Annotated in this window: 13 protein-coding genes and 1 tRNA gene; 8 read left to right on the plus strand and 6 right to left on the minus strand. The window is 46.4% G+C overall.

Annotated elements, in window-relative coordinates; all coding sequences use genetic code 11:
* Positions 1–17: 17 nt before the first annotated feature.
* From TA_RS04205 to TA_RS04215, 3 genes are all read right to left on the minus strand, one after another.
* Positions 18–1664, minus strand: coding sequence for a pyruvate oxidase (locus tag TA_RS04205; protein WP_010901228.1), 1647 nt, complete (start codon positions 1662–1664; stop codon positions 18–20).
* An 86-nt stretch (positions 1665–1750) separates the two neighbouring features.
* On the minus strand, positions 1751–2260 hold the full coding sequence (locus tag TA_RS04210) for a GNAT family N-acetyltransferase (RefSeq protein WP_048161811.1): 510 nt from the start codon (positions 2258–2260) through the stop codon (positions 1751–1753).
* On the minus strand, positions 2250–3932 hold the full coding sequence (locus TA_RS04215; protein ID WP_048161812.1) for an acyl CoA:acetate/3-ketoacid CoA transferase: 1683 nt from the start codon (positions 3930–3932) through the stop codon (positions 2250–2252). Before TA_RS04215 ends, TA_RS04210 begins: the two co-directional genes overlap by 11 nt.
* Before the next feature lie 332 nt (positions 3933–4264).
* Here TA_RS04215 and gltA point away from each other — a divergent pair, with 332 nt between their 5' ends.
* Positions 4265–5440 carry a citrate synthase gene (gene gltA, locus TA_RS04220; RefSeq protein ID WP_010901231.1) on the plus strand — a complete coding sequence of 392 codons (1176 nt, stop codon included), beginning with the start codon at positions 4265–4267 and terminating at the stop codon, positions 5438–5440.
* A 54-nt stretch (positions 5441–5494) separates the two neighbouring features.
* On the opposite strand, the gene TA_RS04225 is transcribed toward gltA, so the two are convergent.
* Positions 5495–7162 carry an acyl CoA:acetate/3-ketoacid CoA transferase gene (locus tag TA_RS04225; protein WP_048162330.1) on the minus strand — a complete coding sequence of 556 codons (1668 nt, stop codon included), beginning with the start codon at positions 7160–7162 and terminating at the stop codon, positions 5495–5497.
* Between the two features lie 163 nt (positions 7163–7325).
* On the opposite strand from TA_RS04225, the gene TA_RS04230 reads away from it, so the two are divergent.
* The 7 genes from TA_RS04230 (at position 7326) to TA_RS04260 (ending at position 12337) form a co-directional block, all read left to right on the plus strand.
* Complete coding sequence (locus TA_RS04230; protein WP_010901233.1) at positions 7326–8123, plus strand: GNAT family N-acetyltransferase; 798 nt, start codon at positions 7326–7328, stop codon at positions 8121–8123.
* Between the two features lie 139 nt (positions 8124–8262).
* Entirely contained in the window at positions 8263–9021 is a 759-nt protein-coding gene (locus tag TA_RS04235) for an SDR family oxidoreductase (RefSeq protein ID WP_156778508.1), read from the plus strand.
* Positions 9022–9140: 119 nt separating this feature from the next.
* Positions 9141–9713, plus strand: coding sequence for a 2,3-diphosphoglycerate-dependent phosphoglycerate mutase (locus TA_RS04240; RefSeq protein ID WP_010901235.1), 573 nt, complete (start codon positions 9141–9143; stop codon positions 9711–9713).
* Positions 9714–9828: 115 nt separating this feature from the next.
* Positions 9829–10911 carry a chorismate synthase gene (gene aroC / locus TA_RS04245; protein ID WP_010901236.1) on the plus strand — a complete coding sequence of 361 codons (1083 nt, stop codon included), beginning with the start codon at positions 9829–9831 and terminating at the stop codon, positions 10909–10911.
* 58 nt (positions 10912–10969) lie between these two features.
* Positions 10970–11944 (plus strand): ROK family protein, encoded by a 975-nt coding sequence (locus TA_RS04250; protein ID WP_010901237.1) that lies wholly within the window; start codon positions 10970–10972, stop codon positions 11942–11944.
* Positions 11919–12128: a hypothetical protein gene (locus tag TA_RS04255; RefSeq protein WP_048161814.1), complete on the plus strand. Its 210-nt coding sequence runs from the start codon at positions 11919–11921 to the stop codon at positions 12126–12128. The genes TA_RS04250 and TA_RS04255 overlap by 26 nt, the downstream gene beginning before the upstream one ends.
* 135 nt (positions 12129–12263) lie before the next feature.
* Positions 12264–12337, plus strand: a tRNA-Arg gene (locus tag TA_RS04260).
* An 855-nt stretch (positions 12338–13192) separates the two neighbouring features.
* On the opposite strand, the gene TA_RS04265 is transcribed toward TA_RS04260, so the two are convergent.
* Both TA_RS04265 and TA_RS04270 read right to left on the minus strand, forming a co-directional pair.
* Positions 13193–14722, minus strand: coding sequence for an ATP-binding protein (locus TA_RS04265; RefSeq protein ID WP_010901238.1), 1530 nt, complete (start codon positions 14720–14722; stop codon positions 13193–13195).
* A 582-nt stretch (positions 14723–15304) separates the two neighbouring features.
* Complete coding sequence (locus TA_RS04270) at positions 15305–16282, minus strand: coiled-coil domain-containing protein (protein WP_010901239.1); 978 nt, start codon at positions 16280–16282, stop codon at positions 15305–15307.
* Between the last annotated feature and the right edge of the window lie 531 nt (positions 16283–16813).

Consider the following 16813-nt stretch of genomic DNA (forward strand, 5'->3'; position numbering starts at 1 on the left):
TATATCAACAAATTTTTTCAGTCGAGCTTCTCCCTGAGTATCGATGTCACATAGCCTCTGACCTGCGCAAAGGTCAGCTTAGGCGGCATCGGCCTCTCGTCTCCGTCGACCACGGCGTCCAGGACGGCCGGGCCTTCCGTTCTGAGGAATTCCTCCACGGCATCTTCCACCTTATCAGGGTCCTCGACTCTCATGCCCTTTATGCCCACCGCCTCTGCGATCTTTGAAAAATCCGGATTGAGGAGATCGACGCCCCATTCCGGATAGCCCATGACCTCCTCCTCGAACTTTATCATGCCGAGCTTTGAATTGTTGAAGATGGCTATTTTCACTGGCCTGGAGTATTTCTTCGCAGTGATCAGCTCCATCATGGTCATGGCCGCGCTTCCGTCGCCGGTTATCGCGATCACCTGCCTGTCCGTTGCGAATGAGACGCCCACTGCACCAGGTATGCCAACGCCCATGGTGCCCAGCCATGGAGACAGGAGAAATGTCCTTTCCTTGGAAGCCCTGATGTGCCTCGTTGCCCATACGGTGACGTTGCCGGTATCAACTATGAAAACTGCATCGCGATCCGCCTTCTTGGATATAACCCGGGCTAGAAATTCCGGTTTTATCGGCTTCGATGTGTCCGATTCTAGCTTCTCCATGCTTGAGATCCAGTCATCACGATCCCTGGACATTTCGCTGTAAAATTTCTCCGGCTTCTCATCCGGCTTCACCTGGGAGAGAAAATCCGCAACGGTGCACTGGTAGGCAATATCAGCACGAACCCTTTTTCCCAGGTTGGATGGATCGACATCGACCTGCAGCACCTCCGCCTTTTCGTTCATAAAGGTGACGTAGGGGAAAATTGTGCCCAGGAGTACTATCAGATCCGCCCTCTTCATAGCCTCAACGGACGGCTTTGTACCCAGCAGTCCAAGCGGGCCCATTACCTTTGGATCGTCATCATCCAGCAGGCCCTTTGCGTTGACACTGTAGATTATCGGCGATCCGATCCTTTCCGCGAATTTCAGGACTTCGTCAGAATGCCCAATTATTCCGCGGCCCACGAATAAAAGCGGCTTCTTGCTTTCGTTTATTATCTTCTCGGCAGCACCGGGATCTATGCTAAAATGTGAGCTTTCAACAGCCATATGCTGAACTGGCCGGTGATCCGCACCCATTCTCAGGACATCCACGGACAGTGTCAGGTGAGAAACGCCGCGTTTTGACACGCTCTCTCGATAGGCCCTTTCCACGATGTATGCCGCGGATTCCGGATTCAGTATCTGGGCGTTGAATACGGACACATCATCGAACAGCCTGTCCAGATTGACCTCCTGGAAATAGTCATGGTAGAGGAGATCGGTTTCTATCTGCCCCGTAAGTGCGATCACCGGGACCCTGCTCATCTTTGCCTCGTACAAACCGTTTATCAGGTGTATGGAACCGGGCCCTGATGTACCCATGCAGACTGTTAATTCTCCGGTGAACTTTGCCTCGAATGCAGCTTCCAGAGCGGCGCCTTCCTCATGCCTGACCTGAACGAACTTGATCCTGTCCTGTGTCCTTATGGCATCGACAAGCGGATTTATGGAATCTCCGGGCAGGCCATAGATCCTCTTGACACCAAGATCAGCAAGCACATCTATGATAACATTCGCAACACTTGTGGCCATGTTTGAATATTAAATCATTATTATTAAATAATTTGTAAAGAGCCGTTCACATGGTTTTCGGATTTAAAATACGTTTATTTAAAAAATTATGGTTCCAGCGACTGCTGTACGGGGACACCCCATATTGACACCATCTGGGAATATCCTATTTTTGAGAAGAAGTTCACCGCAACAAGATTGTCCGATGGGAACTCCGTCGTAACAAGGCCGATGTTTCTTTTTGATGCCACGTTCATGAGCTCCTCAATCAGCTTCTGCCCGATGCCGCGCATTCTGTATTCCGGAAGCACATATATATCTCTGATCCTCGCCTCGTATTTTGGCGAATAGTAGATCCTGTAAAGCACATCGGCCAGAATTAGGCCAACTGTTTTCCCGCGATCCTTGGCCAGCAGGATTATATGCTTGCCGTCGTCTATTATGCTTGACGTGTATCGTTTTATCTCCTCAGGATCATCCTCGGAAACGATGCAGTAACAACCGAATTCAGAGTTGAACCTCTTGAGCCTGAGCAGGAGCGAGAGTATATCGTTAAGATCGCTCTGCGCAGCGGGGACGACGGATACATTATCGGATGCAGTAACCTTACTCACCATTGATCGGTACATTCTCCGTCACCTCCGATATCACCCTCGACCTGAGGTTCATCCTCGACGAAATATCGAATATCGCAGGATCCATCTCCCTGAGATCGTCGGATATCCTGACCTCGTACTCCATCATGCCGAGTATATCCCTGTCTATGTCTATGCCCGGCGCAACCTCTGTGAGCAGCAGCCCGTCGCTAGTCAGGCGGAATACGCCCCTCTCCGTGATGTACGTGACATTCTGTCCCTGCTTCATCGCCTCCGATGCACTGAAGACCTTCAGCGCGATCTTCCTGACGAACTTTATCTTCTCAGAATCCGTGCGATTCACGAATATCCTGCCGTCGCGGATGTATTCATCCGTTTTTCCCGCCGTGAACCTTCCCGCGAATATCAGATTCGGTGCACCCCTTGCGATCACCGGGAAACCGCCGGGACCTGTGAAAACTGAACCAGGCAGATACGATGCGTTGACATTGCCCGCGGGATCAACCTGCATGAAGCCGAGCACAGCGGCATCTATTATGCTGCCCTCATAGTTCGCGAACTGGTCCGGCATCCTTATCAGAGCCGAGGGTGAGATCGCGACTCCGAAGTCGTTGCCGGCCAGTGAAACACCGCCCCATGCCCCAGGTTCAACTGTTCCGATAACGTAATTTTGCAGGCCCTCCTGGTTGAGCACTATGGATGTGTATACGGGTATCCCTATGCCGAGATTTATCACCAGCGTCCTGCCGTACTTTGTCATGAGATCCGTCAGCTCTATCGCTGCGCGCCTGGCTATGACGTACTCTATCGGGCTCATGTTTTTAGCAGATTCCATGAGTATCTCGTTAAGATCCGGTATGTAATCTTCGCCGGATATGGCAGGGTGGTATTCGTAGCTTCCAGTCTGCCACTGAACCTCCCTTGGCGCCTTGATAACGTAGTCGACGAGCGGCCCCGGTACCTCTATGGACTTGGCGGGCCTTGAGCAGCACTTCGTTATCCTCTTGACCTGTGCGATCACCGTTCCCCTGTGCCTGACCTTGGCGGCCTGGGCTATGCTCAGCACCGATGTGACGGCGCCCTCCTCTTCGACGGATATATTCCCCTGTTCATCCGATGTCGTACCGCGTATGAACGCCACGTCAGGCTGCGGTGCACGGTAGAGCAGGTATTCCTCGCCGTCTATATGCACCAGCGAAACGTTTGCCCTTCTTCTGGACCTTGCCCTCTCGTTCATCAATCCGCCCTGAAAGTCTGGATCCCTTGGATCCATGAATATTCCAAGCCCGACCTTTGTAAGCAAGCCGGGCCTGCCAGCGGCGACCTCGCGGAACCAGTTGGCTGCGACGCCTATGGCCCACATGTATCCTTCGACAATGTTCTCCTGTATGAGCTTTGCGCTCCATGGTGAGAAACCGGTGAACGGTATCAGCATGCCATCAATGAACTCAGTGTCTCCGCTCTCGTATATCTGCTTCGCTACCTTATCCGTCCCTATGCCAGGCATTCCGGTTGTTGTCTCGAATTCGAAGAAAAGGTGCTTCGGATGGCCAGTTTCCCTGTAGTGATCGTACAGCTTCTCCAGGAGATACTCCGGCGCCATGGCTCTGTTGAACCCGGACGAGGCTATGACCGATCCATCCTTGATATCAGCAAACACCTCCTCAGGGTTGGCAAATTTTCTTTCCATCATATCATACACATTTTGTCAGCCGTATTTAAAGATTGACTTTTTAATATATACATTAGAATTTTAAGATATAGATTTTATATACTGTCATGAAAAGACGTATCCTGTCATGGAATGCCGCTATAAAAGTCGACATCTGTCCTGAAACTTTGTAAATGAAATATCGCATCACGATCTTTTATGGCGGATCACGATAATTATTATTGCTTTGGTGCACCTTATCGGAAAATTATAGAATTATTCCGTCAATAGCGTATCTAAATTCACGGCTAATTAATTCTCTCATAATTCTTATATATTAATTACAGACTATGCAATTAGATGGTGATATTAATATGGAAAAGACGGCAAATATTGATAAGGGCCTCGAAAACGTTAACATAAAGTGGACGAAGCTGACTTATATAGACGGAAACAACGGTATCCTGAAGTATGGCGGATACAACGTCAACGACCTCATAGAAAATGGCGCCAAAGAAGACGAGATCCAGTACCTGTTCCTGTATGGAGAACTCCCGAACAGGCTGGATCTTGAGCTGTTCCAGAGCAAGGTGCAGAAGGGGTACGAACTGCCTGACTTTGTTAAGGATATAATATTCGAACTGCCCAGAGAATCCGATGCTGTGGCAATGCAGATGGCAGCATTTTCTGCGCTTGCTACCTCGACCTACAATTTCAAGTGGAACGCGGATCTGGACAGGGACCAGGCAGCGAAGGCCATAGGATTGATGTCTGCCGTAACGGCAAATGTGTACAGGCACATAATGGGCAAGGGCCCTGTTGATCTTGAACCTTCAGACAGCTTCGCCGAGAGCTTCCTCAGATCAACGCTTGACAGAACGCCATCAGAAGATGAGATCGATGCCATGAACGCTGCGCTGATACTTTACACGGACCACGAGGTGCCGGCATCCACCACGGCAGGCCTGGTCGCGGTATCAACCCTCTCGGACATGTACTCCGGCATTGCGGCTGCGCTGGCAGCGTTGAAAGGCCCCCTGCATGGCGGTGCGGCCGAAGCATCGATAATGCAGTTCCAGGAGATTGGCGACCCGGACAACGTAGATGCATGGTTCAGGGACAACATAGTGAACGGGAACAAGAGGCTGATGGGCTTCGGCCACAGGGTATACAAGACCTACGATCCGAGGGCAAGGATATTCAGAAGGTATGCGGAGAAACTCTCAGCCAATGATCCGGAGGCGAAGAAAATGTTCGACATCGCAACAAGACTGGAAAAGATCGGAATAGACACGTTCGGTTCAAAGAAGATATATCCGAACACGGACTACTTCTCCGGCATCGTGTACCTGGCGCTGGGCTATCCGCTGAGGAACAACATATACACGTCATTCTTCGCGCTTTCAAGGGTGACCGGCTGGATATCGCATTTCATGGAGTACGTGGAGAATCAGCACAGGCTCATAAGGCCAAGGGCGGTTTACGTTGGCCCGGAAGACCTGCAGTTCGTGAAGATCGATGAGAGGAGGGGGCCGATCATAACATCATAAACCATCCACCATTTCTTAGAAACGATTTTATTGTTGAATATTTGCCGGAAAACGTTATGCCGACTGGCCATCATTTTTTCCTATCATTTCTGAAAGGCCAAGGGGGGAATTGATGTCGAATATCCTGGGATCCATCTGCGGTATCTCCTTTGGGACCAACGGTTCGAACTCCATGTTCTTCAGCACATCCTTTTCAAGATCGACGCCTGGCGCGATCTCCACTATCTCCAGGCCCTTGCTCATGAGCTTAAATACTGCCCTCTCGGTAACGTAGATGGCCGTCTGCTTCTGCTTCTGGGATTCCCGTCCGCTGAAGAGCCTCATGTAAAGGTCCTTTACGAATTTTCTTTCCGTGCCCTCGGATTCTATAACGAGCCTTCCATCCCTTATGGTCTCCTCCTGTTCGCCGCCCATGAACCTGCCGGCAAATATCACCAGCGAGGCACCGCGCGAAATGACTGGAAAACCCCCTGGGCCCGTGAACACCCTGTTCGGTATGTATGATGAATTCACGTTCCCATGCCTGTCCACCTGCATGAATCCGAGAACCGCGGCATCCAGTATTCCCCCTTCATAGGTTGCGAACTGATCCGGCATGTGCAGCATCGCGTATGGTGAGAGCGCAACTCCGAAATCGTTGCCGGACAGCGCTATCCCACCCCAGGATCCAGGCTCTATGGTAGTGGTTATGTAATCCCTGACGCCTTCCTGGGCTATGACTGTCGAAACGTACACTGGTATGCCGACGCCGAGGTTGATGATTATGCTCCTCTTCACTGTTGAGATGTATCTTGCAAGTTCAAGCGCCGATCTCCGGGCTATTACGGCCTGTATCGGGTTCATGTTCTTTGTCAGGCTGCGCACCATTTCATCCATGTTCGGGATGAAATCCTCGCCGACGATTGCGGGATTGTACTGGAAGCTTCCTGACTGCCAGTGGTCACTTTCTGGCGCCAGCACAAGGTAGTCTATTAGCGGGCCTGGAACTATCACCAGCTTCGGGGATCTCGATCCGAACCTTGTTATCCGCTTTATCTGCGCTATTACCGTGCCACGGTCTGGCTTGCTCTTCGCCGCCTGCGCTATGTTAAGAATCGTTGTTATCATGCCCTCCTCGTCCACGGAGATGTCGCCTATCTCATCCGCTGTGGTTCCCCTTATGAGAGCGACGTTCGGCTTCGGAGCCTGGTAGAATAGGTATTCCTCTCCGTCCAGAGTTACCACGGATACGCGTGCCCGCATGGCCTTCCTTGCCTTCTCATTCATCAGCCCACCGTGATAGACGGGATCCCTTGGATCAGTAAAGGTATCTATGCCCACCTTTGTTATCAGGCCAGGCCTTGAACATGAAACCTCCCTGAACCAGTAAGATACAGTTCCAATCGACCACATGTAACCTTCAATGCGATTCTCCTGGATCAGTTTTGCGCTCCACGGTGAAAAGCCTGTGTACGGTATGAGCATGCCTTTTATGAACTCGTGGTCTTCGTTCTGGTACAGCTCGTTTGCTATCGAATCTATGCCCGATCCAGGGATTCCTGGAGTGGTCTCGAACTCGAAGAAGAGATGCCTTGGATGCCCTGTGTAGATATACATCCTGTAGAGCTCCTTGAGAAGATACTCAGGAGCTATAGCATGGTTGAATCCAGACACCGCAATGGTGCTTCCATCCTTCACCGTTTTCAGCGCGGTCTGAGAGTCAACAAATTTGCTTTTTTCCATGCGGATATAATCTATTCCTGAATCATATTTAAGATTTCGTGCATTGCAGCGATATGAAGTGTGGTATTTGCGATGTGTGGCCGATGCGGAATCATTCAGAACCATCACCAGCACGGACAGAAGCCACACAATGAATTAATATTGGATATTCATAAAGATGCGGATGTCTGCCGATATTGTCTTCGATCGTGGTTCTCCTTCAGACATAGATGAGATCAAAACGTTCACGTCAAACACATGGAAAGTAGGATACTACACGGATCTGTACAGTAAGCTTGCAGATACCGGCACCATGGATGATTATGTGGATAAGGTCATAGAGAGATGGGTTAACGATGGTTCCGTATACGTATTGAGGGTTTCAGGCCGTCCCGTTGCCACCATACACATGGAAAAGCTTCCAGACGGATCGGTCATGCTCGGTGGACTGAGAGTACATCCTGAATACCGCGGATCGAGGCTCGGAATGAGCATCATGCAGGAGACAATACAGTTTTTGAGAGGAAAAACTGAAAGGCTAAGATCTGCTGTTTACTCATGGAATGAGCCTTCTCTCAGGCTGGTGCACAGGCTTGGCTTCCATCAGGTGGAAGAGTATCCAATATACACATTCCAGGGCGGTTCCACTGCGGTGCCGGCGCTGAAACCAGTGAATGAAAGATACGCCGGAAGATGGAGATGCTTCTTCATTGACTGGAAATACATGTGCTCGGATGATCCGGACATAATTCACGAGGAATATTCGAACAATCTGATAGTAGATGGCAGTACGTTCGTGTACTTCGACATTTACGAGGGAGGAATCGATCTTTTCGTCAATGATTCCGATGATGCGTCTTCGTTCATAGAAAAATATAGGAGCATGAATGGCCGCATCACATTCTATGTGAGAAAGGCTCTGGCGAATGGTCTGCCGTACGTTCCGGCATCATCGCTGACCGTGTGGGAGTACAGGTATTGAATGCTACACAGTATCAAGCTTCTGTTTATCCTTAGCTCATGATATATTTTGAAAAATTTTCCTTTCTGCCATTTGATCCGAAATTCACATGCGAATGCAATGCGCAAAATTAATAATACACTGGCATGTTAGCATAAGCATGCCAAACGCCATTGTATCTGCAGCCTCAAGCGGTATAGGTAAAGGAATAGCTTCCGTTCTTTCACGATCTGGATACCGGCTCACCCTGTTTGCACGGGATGAGAAACGAATCGATGAGGCCAGAAAGGAACTGAAGTTAAAATTCGGCTTGGAACCTCTGGCCATTCCTGCGGATCTGTCAAAACCAGAAGACATAGATAGAGTTGTCAAAAAGCACAGGGAGACCTATGGAAGCATTGAAAACCTCGTAATCAACTATGGCGATCCACGTGTGGCCGGCTTTACTGATCTGAGCGATGAGGACTGGCAATACGCCATAGATATGATATTCATGTCCACAGTCAGGATCACCAGGGAAGCACTCAAGGACATGATCAGGGCAAGGCACGGATCGATAGTGTACGTGACATCCATGACGGTCCGTGAACCTATGGAAGGGTTCTCCCTATCATCTTCCCTGAGATCGGCTGTAGTTGCACTGGCAAAGAACATATCGCTAGAGGTCTCTAAATTCGGGATAAGGATAAACACAATATCTCAGGGATACATCAATACGGAAAGGCTAAGAGACGTCATAAAAACTGGGGTTGACCGCACCGAGGGCATGAGGAGACTCAGCGGAGATGTTCCACTGCGCAGAGTAGGAGATCCGGAGGAGATAGGTGAAGTTGTAGAATTCCTGTTATCAAGCCGGGCCTCCTATGTCAACGGTGCTAACATACCCGTTGACGGAGGAATAACTAAATTTCCGCTGTGAGAATTTCCTAATTTATGCATGCCAGTACATGCTGGAAATGCCACAATTTTTCCATGCAACTGGCATTTCGTCCTGCATGGCTTCAAAAAGGTAATAACTGAAAAGGCTATCACATTCCGATGGATCGGGCCATTCTGGTCAGGCATGGAGAGAGCGAAACAAACGTATACGGCATAATATCTTCAGATGAGGATCGGTATCCACTGACCGAGAATGGCATAACGCAGGTTCAGAGGACTGCAGCCCAGCTTGCTGAACTTGATTTTGATGGCATAGTAACTAGCCCGATATTGAGGGCGTATCAGAGCGCAAGCATCATAGCCTCTGCTACTGGGCTCCCCGTCATAAAGGATGAACGTGCGAGGGAATCCGAATTTGGCCCGTACAACAACAGCAGGATAACGGAGATACCATATGGCACCCGTGAAGAGCTGGAAATGGAGCCTTGGGATTCGCATGTAAGGAGGATGCGATCCCTTATTGAGGACTATGACGGCAGCTACATCGTAGTGAGCCATGCCTACCCCATCAAGAGCCTCCTATGCGATCTCCTTGGGCTAGGAGAGTTCGACTGCTTCAGCGTGGAGATAAAGAATGCATCCATGTCGGCGATCCTTGTCAATGAAAAACGGGTTCTCACGATAGGATCCCTGATACTGAGCGAATCCGTGAAGCGGCATTTCAGGAAATGAATTTATACGCAATTGTCATCAATTGGCATGCTTTATGGATCTTCGATCAGGCGGATAATTTCGGACAATATGGCCTCAATAACGGCTTCGTTACCTAAAATGGTGGTGTTGTAGCATGTTCACTCTTGGCAGCTCAATGAAGATGACGGTATTCGGTTCATCGCATGGCGAAGCCGTAGGATCGATCATAGACGGCTTTCCGATTGGTTTCAAAATCCCGTTGGACTATGTGCAGAAATACATGGAGTACAGGAGGCCTGGATCAAGCATACTGACCTCACAGAGGAAGGAAGATGATGAGGTCGAGATCATTTCCGGCCTTCATGAGGGTTACACAGATGGAAGCCCTCTGACGCTTATCATAAGAAACAAGAACGTGATATCATCGTATTACAGCGAGATCAGGGAGAATCCCAGGCCAGGCCACAGCGACTACACGATGTTTCTCAAATACGGAGAATTCAGAAACTATGAGGGCGGAGGTTTCCTGTCCGGCAGGATGACCGCACCGCTTGTTGCAGCAGGTTCCATTGCCAAGGCATATCTCGAAGGCATGGGCATAAAAGTGAAGAGCTATATGAGGTCGATAGGCGACGTTGAATGCAGCAGGGTTTCAGGAGAAGCTTACAGCTTTGAAACCAGGATGCCAGATCCAGAGTGTGATGCGAGGGCGCGTGAACTCATAATGAGAGTTATGAAGGCGGGCGACAGCATTGGCGGAAGAATAGACACGGTCGTCGAGAACTTTCCGGGCGGTGTCGGCGAACCGTTCTTTGATTCCGTTGAGAGCTCCATCGCGCATGCCATCTTTTCGATACCAGCTGTAAAAGCCATAGAGTTCGGCGATGGCTTCAGGCTCGCTTCGATGCTTGGCTCAGAGGCAAACGATCCTTTCGATCTTGCCGACGGAAAGATTGTGACGAAGACAAACCACAACGGCGGCATCCTCGGTGGAATAACAAACGGCATGCCAATACGATTCTCAATTGCGGTGAAGCCGACGCCGTCCATACACATCCCTCAGCAGACCGTTAATCTATCCACATCTGAGAAAACGACAATAACGGTAAAGGGCAGGCACGATCCCTGTGTGGCCATAAGGGCAGTTCCGGTCGTCGAATGCCTCACATCCTTCGTACTGCTCGATCTGCTCATCCAGTCCGGCAACGTAAACCGCTACGCCAGGAAGACAAGATGAAAATGGAAAATACCGAGTTTGCCAATACTCTTATAAACGAAGTAAAAATATAAGTAACGTGTCATTGAATATTCTCGGATATGATGTTGGCGGTACAAAGATATCAACAGTTGTAGGCAACGATTCCGGTGAAATACTCTCCAATGTACGAATGCCCACTGTCAAGCATCTCGGGAAGAAGAGGCTTATAGAGGAGATGATCACCATGGGCGATGCCGCCTTAAAGAAAGCCCATGTGGAAAAGCCGGATCTGATCGGCATAATATTTGCCGGCCCTGTTGACCGCAACAGAGGCGTCGTGATAGCTTCGCCAAATATCTTCGGGCTGAGCAACTTCAACATTGTGGAGCCGATAAGGGATTATTATAGAACAGACACGTTTCTGGAAAACGATGCGCAGGCAGCTGCCATAGCTGAGAGGCTCTTCGGGTCGGGAAGGAACGTCGATAATTTCGTTTACATGACGCTGAGTACTGGAATAGGCGGTGGAATATTCATAAACGGAAAACTTTACCGCGGGGCCCATGGAATGGCGGGAGAGATAGGCCACAATGTCATAATGGTCAATGGGCCGACATGCGGATGCGGAAGGCGCGGCTGCCTTGAAGCTCTGGCCGGAGGCAAGGCCATTGCGAGAAGGGTGATCGAAAACCTGCGGGCAGTACGGGATTCTGACTTCTTTTCGAAGCTGAGGCCGAACGAGATCACGGCAGAAAAGGTCTTCGAAGGCAAGAAGCAGGGCGATATGTTCTCGCAGCTGATACTTGAAGAGACGATATATTACCTGGCTGTTGGCCTTGTGAACATAATAAATACGCTGGATCCGGAGCTCGTGATAATAGGTGGTGGAATCTCGAAGGCGGGCAAGGATCTCTTTGATCCGCTCAACGACGCGGTAAAGGAAGAATTCAAGAGCATGTACAGGCCATTCAAGATCGTTCCAGGACTGGAAAATGGATCGGATCTCGCGGCCATATCGGTACCGCTGTACACGGAGATGGAGCTGCATGGCGAAGGAGAAAAGCAGTATTGAGCTGTGCATCTACTACGATGAAGGCCTCTGTTATCTTTCATCGTATGCAACGCCATGCACGCTGTGCATGAATTACAAGTCCGCATACCCAATCGGAAAGAAGAAAAAGATCGTATACGACATATTCGATTTGGCACCTGATATATTCACCGAAGGAAGCGATCTTCAGTCAAGGCTGTTCTGAACGTAAGCACAATTCACTTTTTTTGAAAAAGGAATAAAGGGAGAAAGAGAAAGCGATTTTTCATTCATGCGTTTTGAACAATACGAAAATGATGCTTCGGATCTTAATTTAAATATCTTCTCATGATTATCCTGTGGGCCCGTGAGGTAGTCAGGATATCCCATCGGCCCTCGGAGCCGACAACCCGGGTTCAAATCCCGGCGGGCCCGTACTATATATGGTTTAGTTTTTTGGGAAAAAATCGAATAATGCTATATCTACAATCAATCGATCCGTATATGTATCTTGCGAATCTTCTGCTTTCCTTTATATAGTCCATGATCGGATTTTGGGATATAATAATGGCTGAATAATAATAATCGCAATCTGATGGAGAATTAAAACGAAGAGGGGGGCATAGTTGACCATGAGTTATCTCTCACTCGCCTCAAATCGCTTATTATGAGGCCATAAAGGCATATCAGATACGGCTTATGCCTCCGGATCCGAAATCGGTGAAATAGTCGAGGTCGATGAAGAGGATGGCGAAGGCAATGGCCTGATGACCAGGACTATAGGTATGTGAAGGAACGTTTAATAAAGAGCTATAAGCTTTTAATACGTTGGACTTCGCTTGTAGATAGACAGAAGGATGATGATAGCAAATAGAGCAAAGGTAATTTTAACTTCGGATCATCGGTCTTTCCATAGTATCTATTGCGTTTTCCACTATTCTCTTCCAGAAATGCCTGTATCTCTCCTTTCATGAGAGATTCCATGAACTCCTTCACTCTTAATCGGACTAATTCATATATCTCTGTCAGGACATTCCATTTCTTATTGCCTCCTCTGTGTCCAAAGTAGGCATACTTGCTTTTTCATGGATTTTATTTTATGATCTTTCTGCGATTCCCTTACACAAAATTAAGGAAACTATCAGGGGAATAGTGCATGTCTTCATAGAAATTCCTATGATTATGAAGGGATAAAGTTTTATGCATAGCTTATAGTGATTCTCTAACAGTTAGCGGATTCCTGTATGGACTACACTAGAATTCGAAGGTCCAACTATGCGCTAAATATTTTTATCTTTCTTGACCGGTTCGATATTTTGACTCTTGATTTAAATCAATTGCCAGTTCAAAGACTAGAGGGATTATTGGTACAGTGATAAAAGGCGGCAAGGTAATGATATTAAGTCTATAACCTGTGATCTTCACAGGATTTTTAAAATTGGTTAGGCTGCCATGTGAATTGATTCTCCCAATTATTGTCTTAAATGAGTTAAGAGGATTTCTAGATTCAGATCCACCACATGAATTTAGAACCGCTAAATTAGATATCAATGGTGGTCCTGAAGCGATCTTTTTTCTTAAGCCACCCAAGTAACCCGATAGTTTGTAGTCAATAAGATTTGTAAGTAAATCGTCTGAAGGATTATCTAAAAAAAGATCTGCACTGAAGTCAACGTGACTGAAATCTGGCTCTAATTCCGGAAGCTCATACAATGAAATTGGCCTCATCGTTACTAAGTTATTTTCAATATGGGGAAATAATTTGTTATTCGGTATTTTCGAATATCGAAAATACAATTGGAGTTCTGCCTTCATATCAAATAAAGAAAGATATACCATCGCTAAGTGAACTCCAGAAGAAAGAATCCAGAAAGCACTAAGTCCTCCTCCTATATCCTTGTTGTTGGCAATATTTTGTGAGAGATCCGTGGGCGAAACTCCAGATATAAAATTTGTAAATGGGGCATTTCCTAAATTAATTTGAGTTAAGGTCCAATATGAAAAACCTATTCCATAGTGAGAATTAAAATTGCTCTCAATCTCTTTTAAAATCTCTGGCAGATCTTTTAGTTCGCCATTCCAACGTTCATAATATCCATATTTAAAAAATTTGAAATTGTTTAAATTGAAAAACGGAACTGGAATCAAGTAATTATATTTATAAAAAAGTAAATTTCCGTTGTTATCCTTAAGATCATATATCCTTTCATCAAGCGACCATTCTACAGTCTTAATAGGAGATACAGCCCCATCAAGATTTAGAAAACCAGTCTTTTCTGGATCGAGTTGTAATGATTCAGGGAGTTTCTCCGAGGAATTATATATAATTCCCATCTCACAAGGCAATTTTTGACAATCAGTTCGCAAATAACTTCTTGTATAATAAACATAAATAGTATGTTGCTTATTTTTATCTTTGAGGCATATTACTGAAGATCCGTTGACAGGTTTTATATAGACGATAATTACTCTCTTGCCGTCTTCGGAATAAACTTCCTTATTCTCGAAATCAGGAAAAGCTGTCATCTTATTTGGGTCTCCTAGAATTTTTCTTATCCTATTAAAATCTATTTCGTCGCAACCTGTGACCTTAAAGTTCGGTTGATCACCTACACCAATTAAGAAATAGCCACCTCCGGAATTAGCCATGCAAGAGAAATCCTTTCTAATCTCATCTGGGTCTACTTCTACCCCGTACGTAGACTTAACCTCAATCCACGTATCCTCCCTTTTATTTTTTCTCAGGTAGGAGAGTAAAGAAGTAAGAAAATCTAAATTTATTTGAGAAATATCGGCGATTTTATATTCCTCAGGTATCATATACTTTGATTCAATTGTACTAATAAAATCTATTGGCCTTTTGAAAATTTAAGGTCAATTCATTTATGAGCCATCTTGCGTTGTTCATCGCCCTGTCGAGGTTGTCCTTTTTCAGACCCTTTCCTTGAGATTTAGCGTTGTTGAGTTATCCCTTTACGTATGCAGTCGAATCTTATTAAAGTTGAACCAGAGATGCTTTACATTCAAATTTGACTAGAGGCCCTGTAGCGTCTCAGTCCTTGTGTATGCTTAAGGATACCTCCTATGGAACATTTTTTGTAGATATGCCTTTTGAATACATCGACAGTACCAGATCCTCTATACCGATAAATCTCTGGTACTGTCCGAACGAGGTATGGAACTCATCATCACAATATTTAAAAAATTCCTGCGGCAGATGACCGTGCTAGCATGTTTATTCCTCCTCTATCGATAGAACAGATTCATAAGTATGCAGACTCTCTTTTCAGAACGCATGAGCAGGATCCTTTTTTGTTCAGATAGCAATACGCCCTCATAGAAGCCGTTAGCCGTCAACAGAACTTTAACATGCTTGTTTATCCAGATCCTTTATTTCTTTCCTCAGGATTTCGATCGCCTATCCTTGTTTTCCACCTGATCCTTCAAGTGATCGAGGAAATCCATCGCTTCTCCTACGTCACCTCTTATGAGCTTTACCGTGACGTTGTTAAGATATCTACCGCCCACACTGTCATCCTGTCCGCTTTCGATTCTATATAACGCATTCTCCAGATCATCGAGTGCTTTCGTTAAAACCTTCTTTGGATTGTATGCCATGACGGCATTCATTTCATTCAATGCGTTTTCCTTCTCCTTCTGAACTTTTTCCAGCAGTTCCTTATGATAGGTATCGAGATTCTCAGGAGAGAGAAAATCCTCTGTGTGTATCCTTTCGATCATTTCCTTCAGATTCTGGTTAAGCAGTTCCATGTGGTTGAACTCTGCCTTATCCAGTGTCATGCCTAGCGATATGGGGTTCTGATGGAAGTAGTTATCCCACTTTTCAAGGATCGCCGTAAGGAACTTCGTGACATCATTCACATTTTTCTCGATGAGTTCCATGCCTCTATCTGTGCGTATATTCGCACGCTGCTTCATCGCCTCTTCGTATTCCCTCTTTATGACCTTTAGATTCTCCTGCTTCTCATCGTATTCCTTTTCTGCGTCCTTTAATTCCTTTTCAAGCAGTTCAATCTCTTTTCGTTCTTTTGTGGCTTCCTCCTTAAGTCTTTCCAGATCCTCCTCAGCATCGTTGATTTCGATTATGCCCTCCAGTGCTTTCTTCACTCCATCGATATATAGTGGATTCTCAGGATCGCACACTTCACGAATCATCGGTTGGAGGTTCTTGTATTTCTTAAAAATGAATTTCGCAGATTCAGGATTCTTTTTCATATAGTGGTATACTTGCCTCTTATCAGCCTCGGAATCAAGGAGGAACGAATCGTTATCAAGCCATTCAACCTTCTTTTTGAGTTTCTCATTTTCCTCTTTTATCTTTCTGTAGTAGCTATCCTTTTCCCCTTCTGCCTTCGCCATGCTGTTGACAACCGTTAGCTCTATATATTTTTAATCATATTTCAATAGATTTTAATAGATTTTTAACACCTCTATACTGGAAGATAAATCTACATATTTCGTATTCTGCTATCGATCAGACATGCGATTTTGACAAAAGTTGAAAGTTTATGTTTTTTCCTATAATGTACCTAATACTGCGAGCTTTCCGCAATAGATCAGAATTTAATCGCCTAAACTCTGACGACGTAGATCTGCCTGTAAAATACGAGGCCTCCTGCCGATCGGCTTTGAAATCCATTTTCGGTTTACAGATTTTTATTCTTAAGCTCTGATCAATACCGAATATATTTTTCGGAAAAGCCAGCAAATGAAAATTTATCATGCACATCTGGCCTTTAATCATTCCTATCCATAATGCCTTTATTTTAATTTTTGTCAGGCTTAATGACTAAATTTCCATTCTCATCCCATCGACAAAGAACTTAGCGATGTGGAAGTATAAGATAATAACAATTTCCTTCTAAAAGGGATGATCAAGTCAACATTCTT

Origin of the sequence: Thermoplasma acidophilum DSM 1728 (genome assembly GCF_000195915.1) — an archaeon.
In the GTDB taxonomy this organism is placed as follows: Archaea; Thermoplasmatota; Thermoplasmata; order Thermoplasmatales; family Thermoplasmataceae; genus Thermoplasma; species Thermoplasma acidophilum.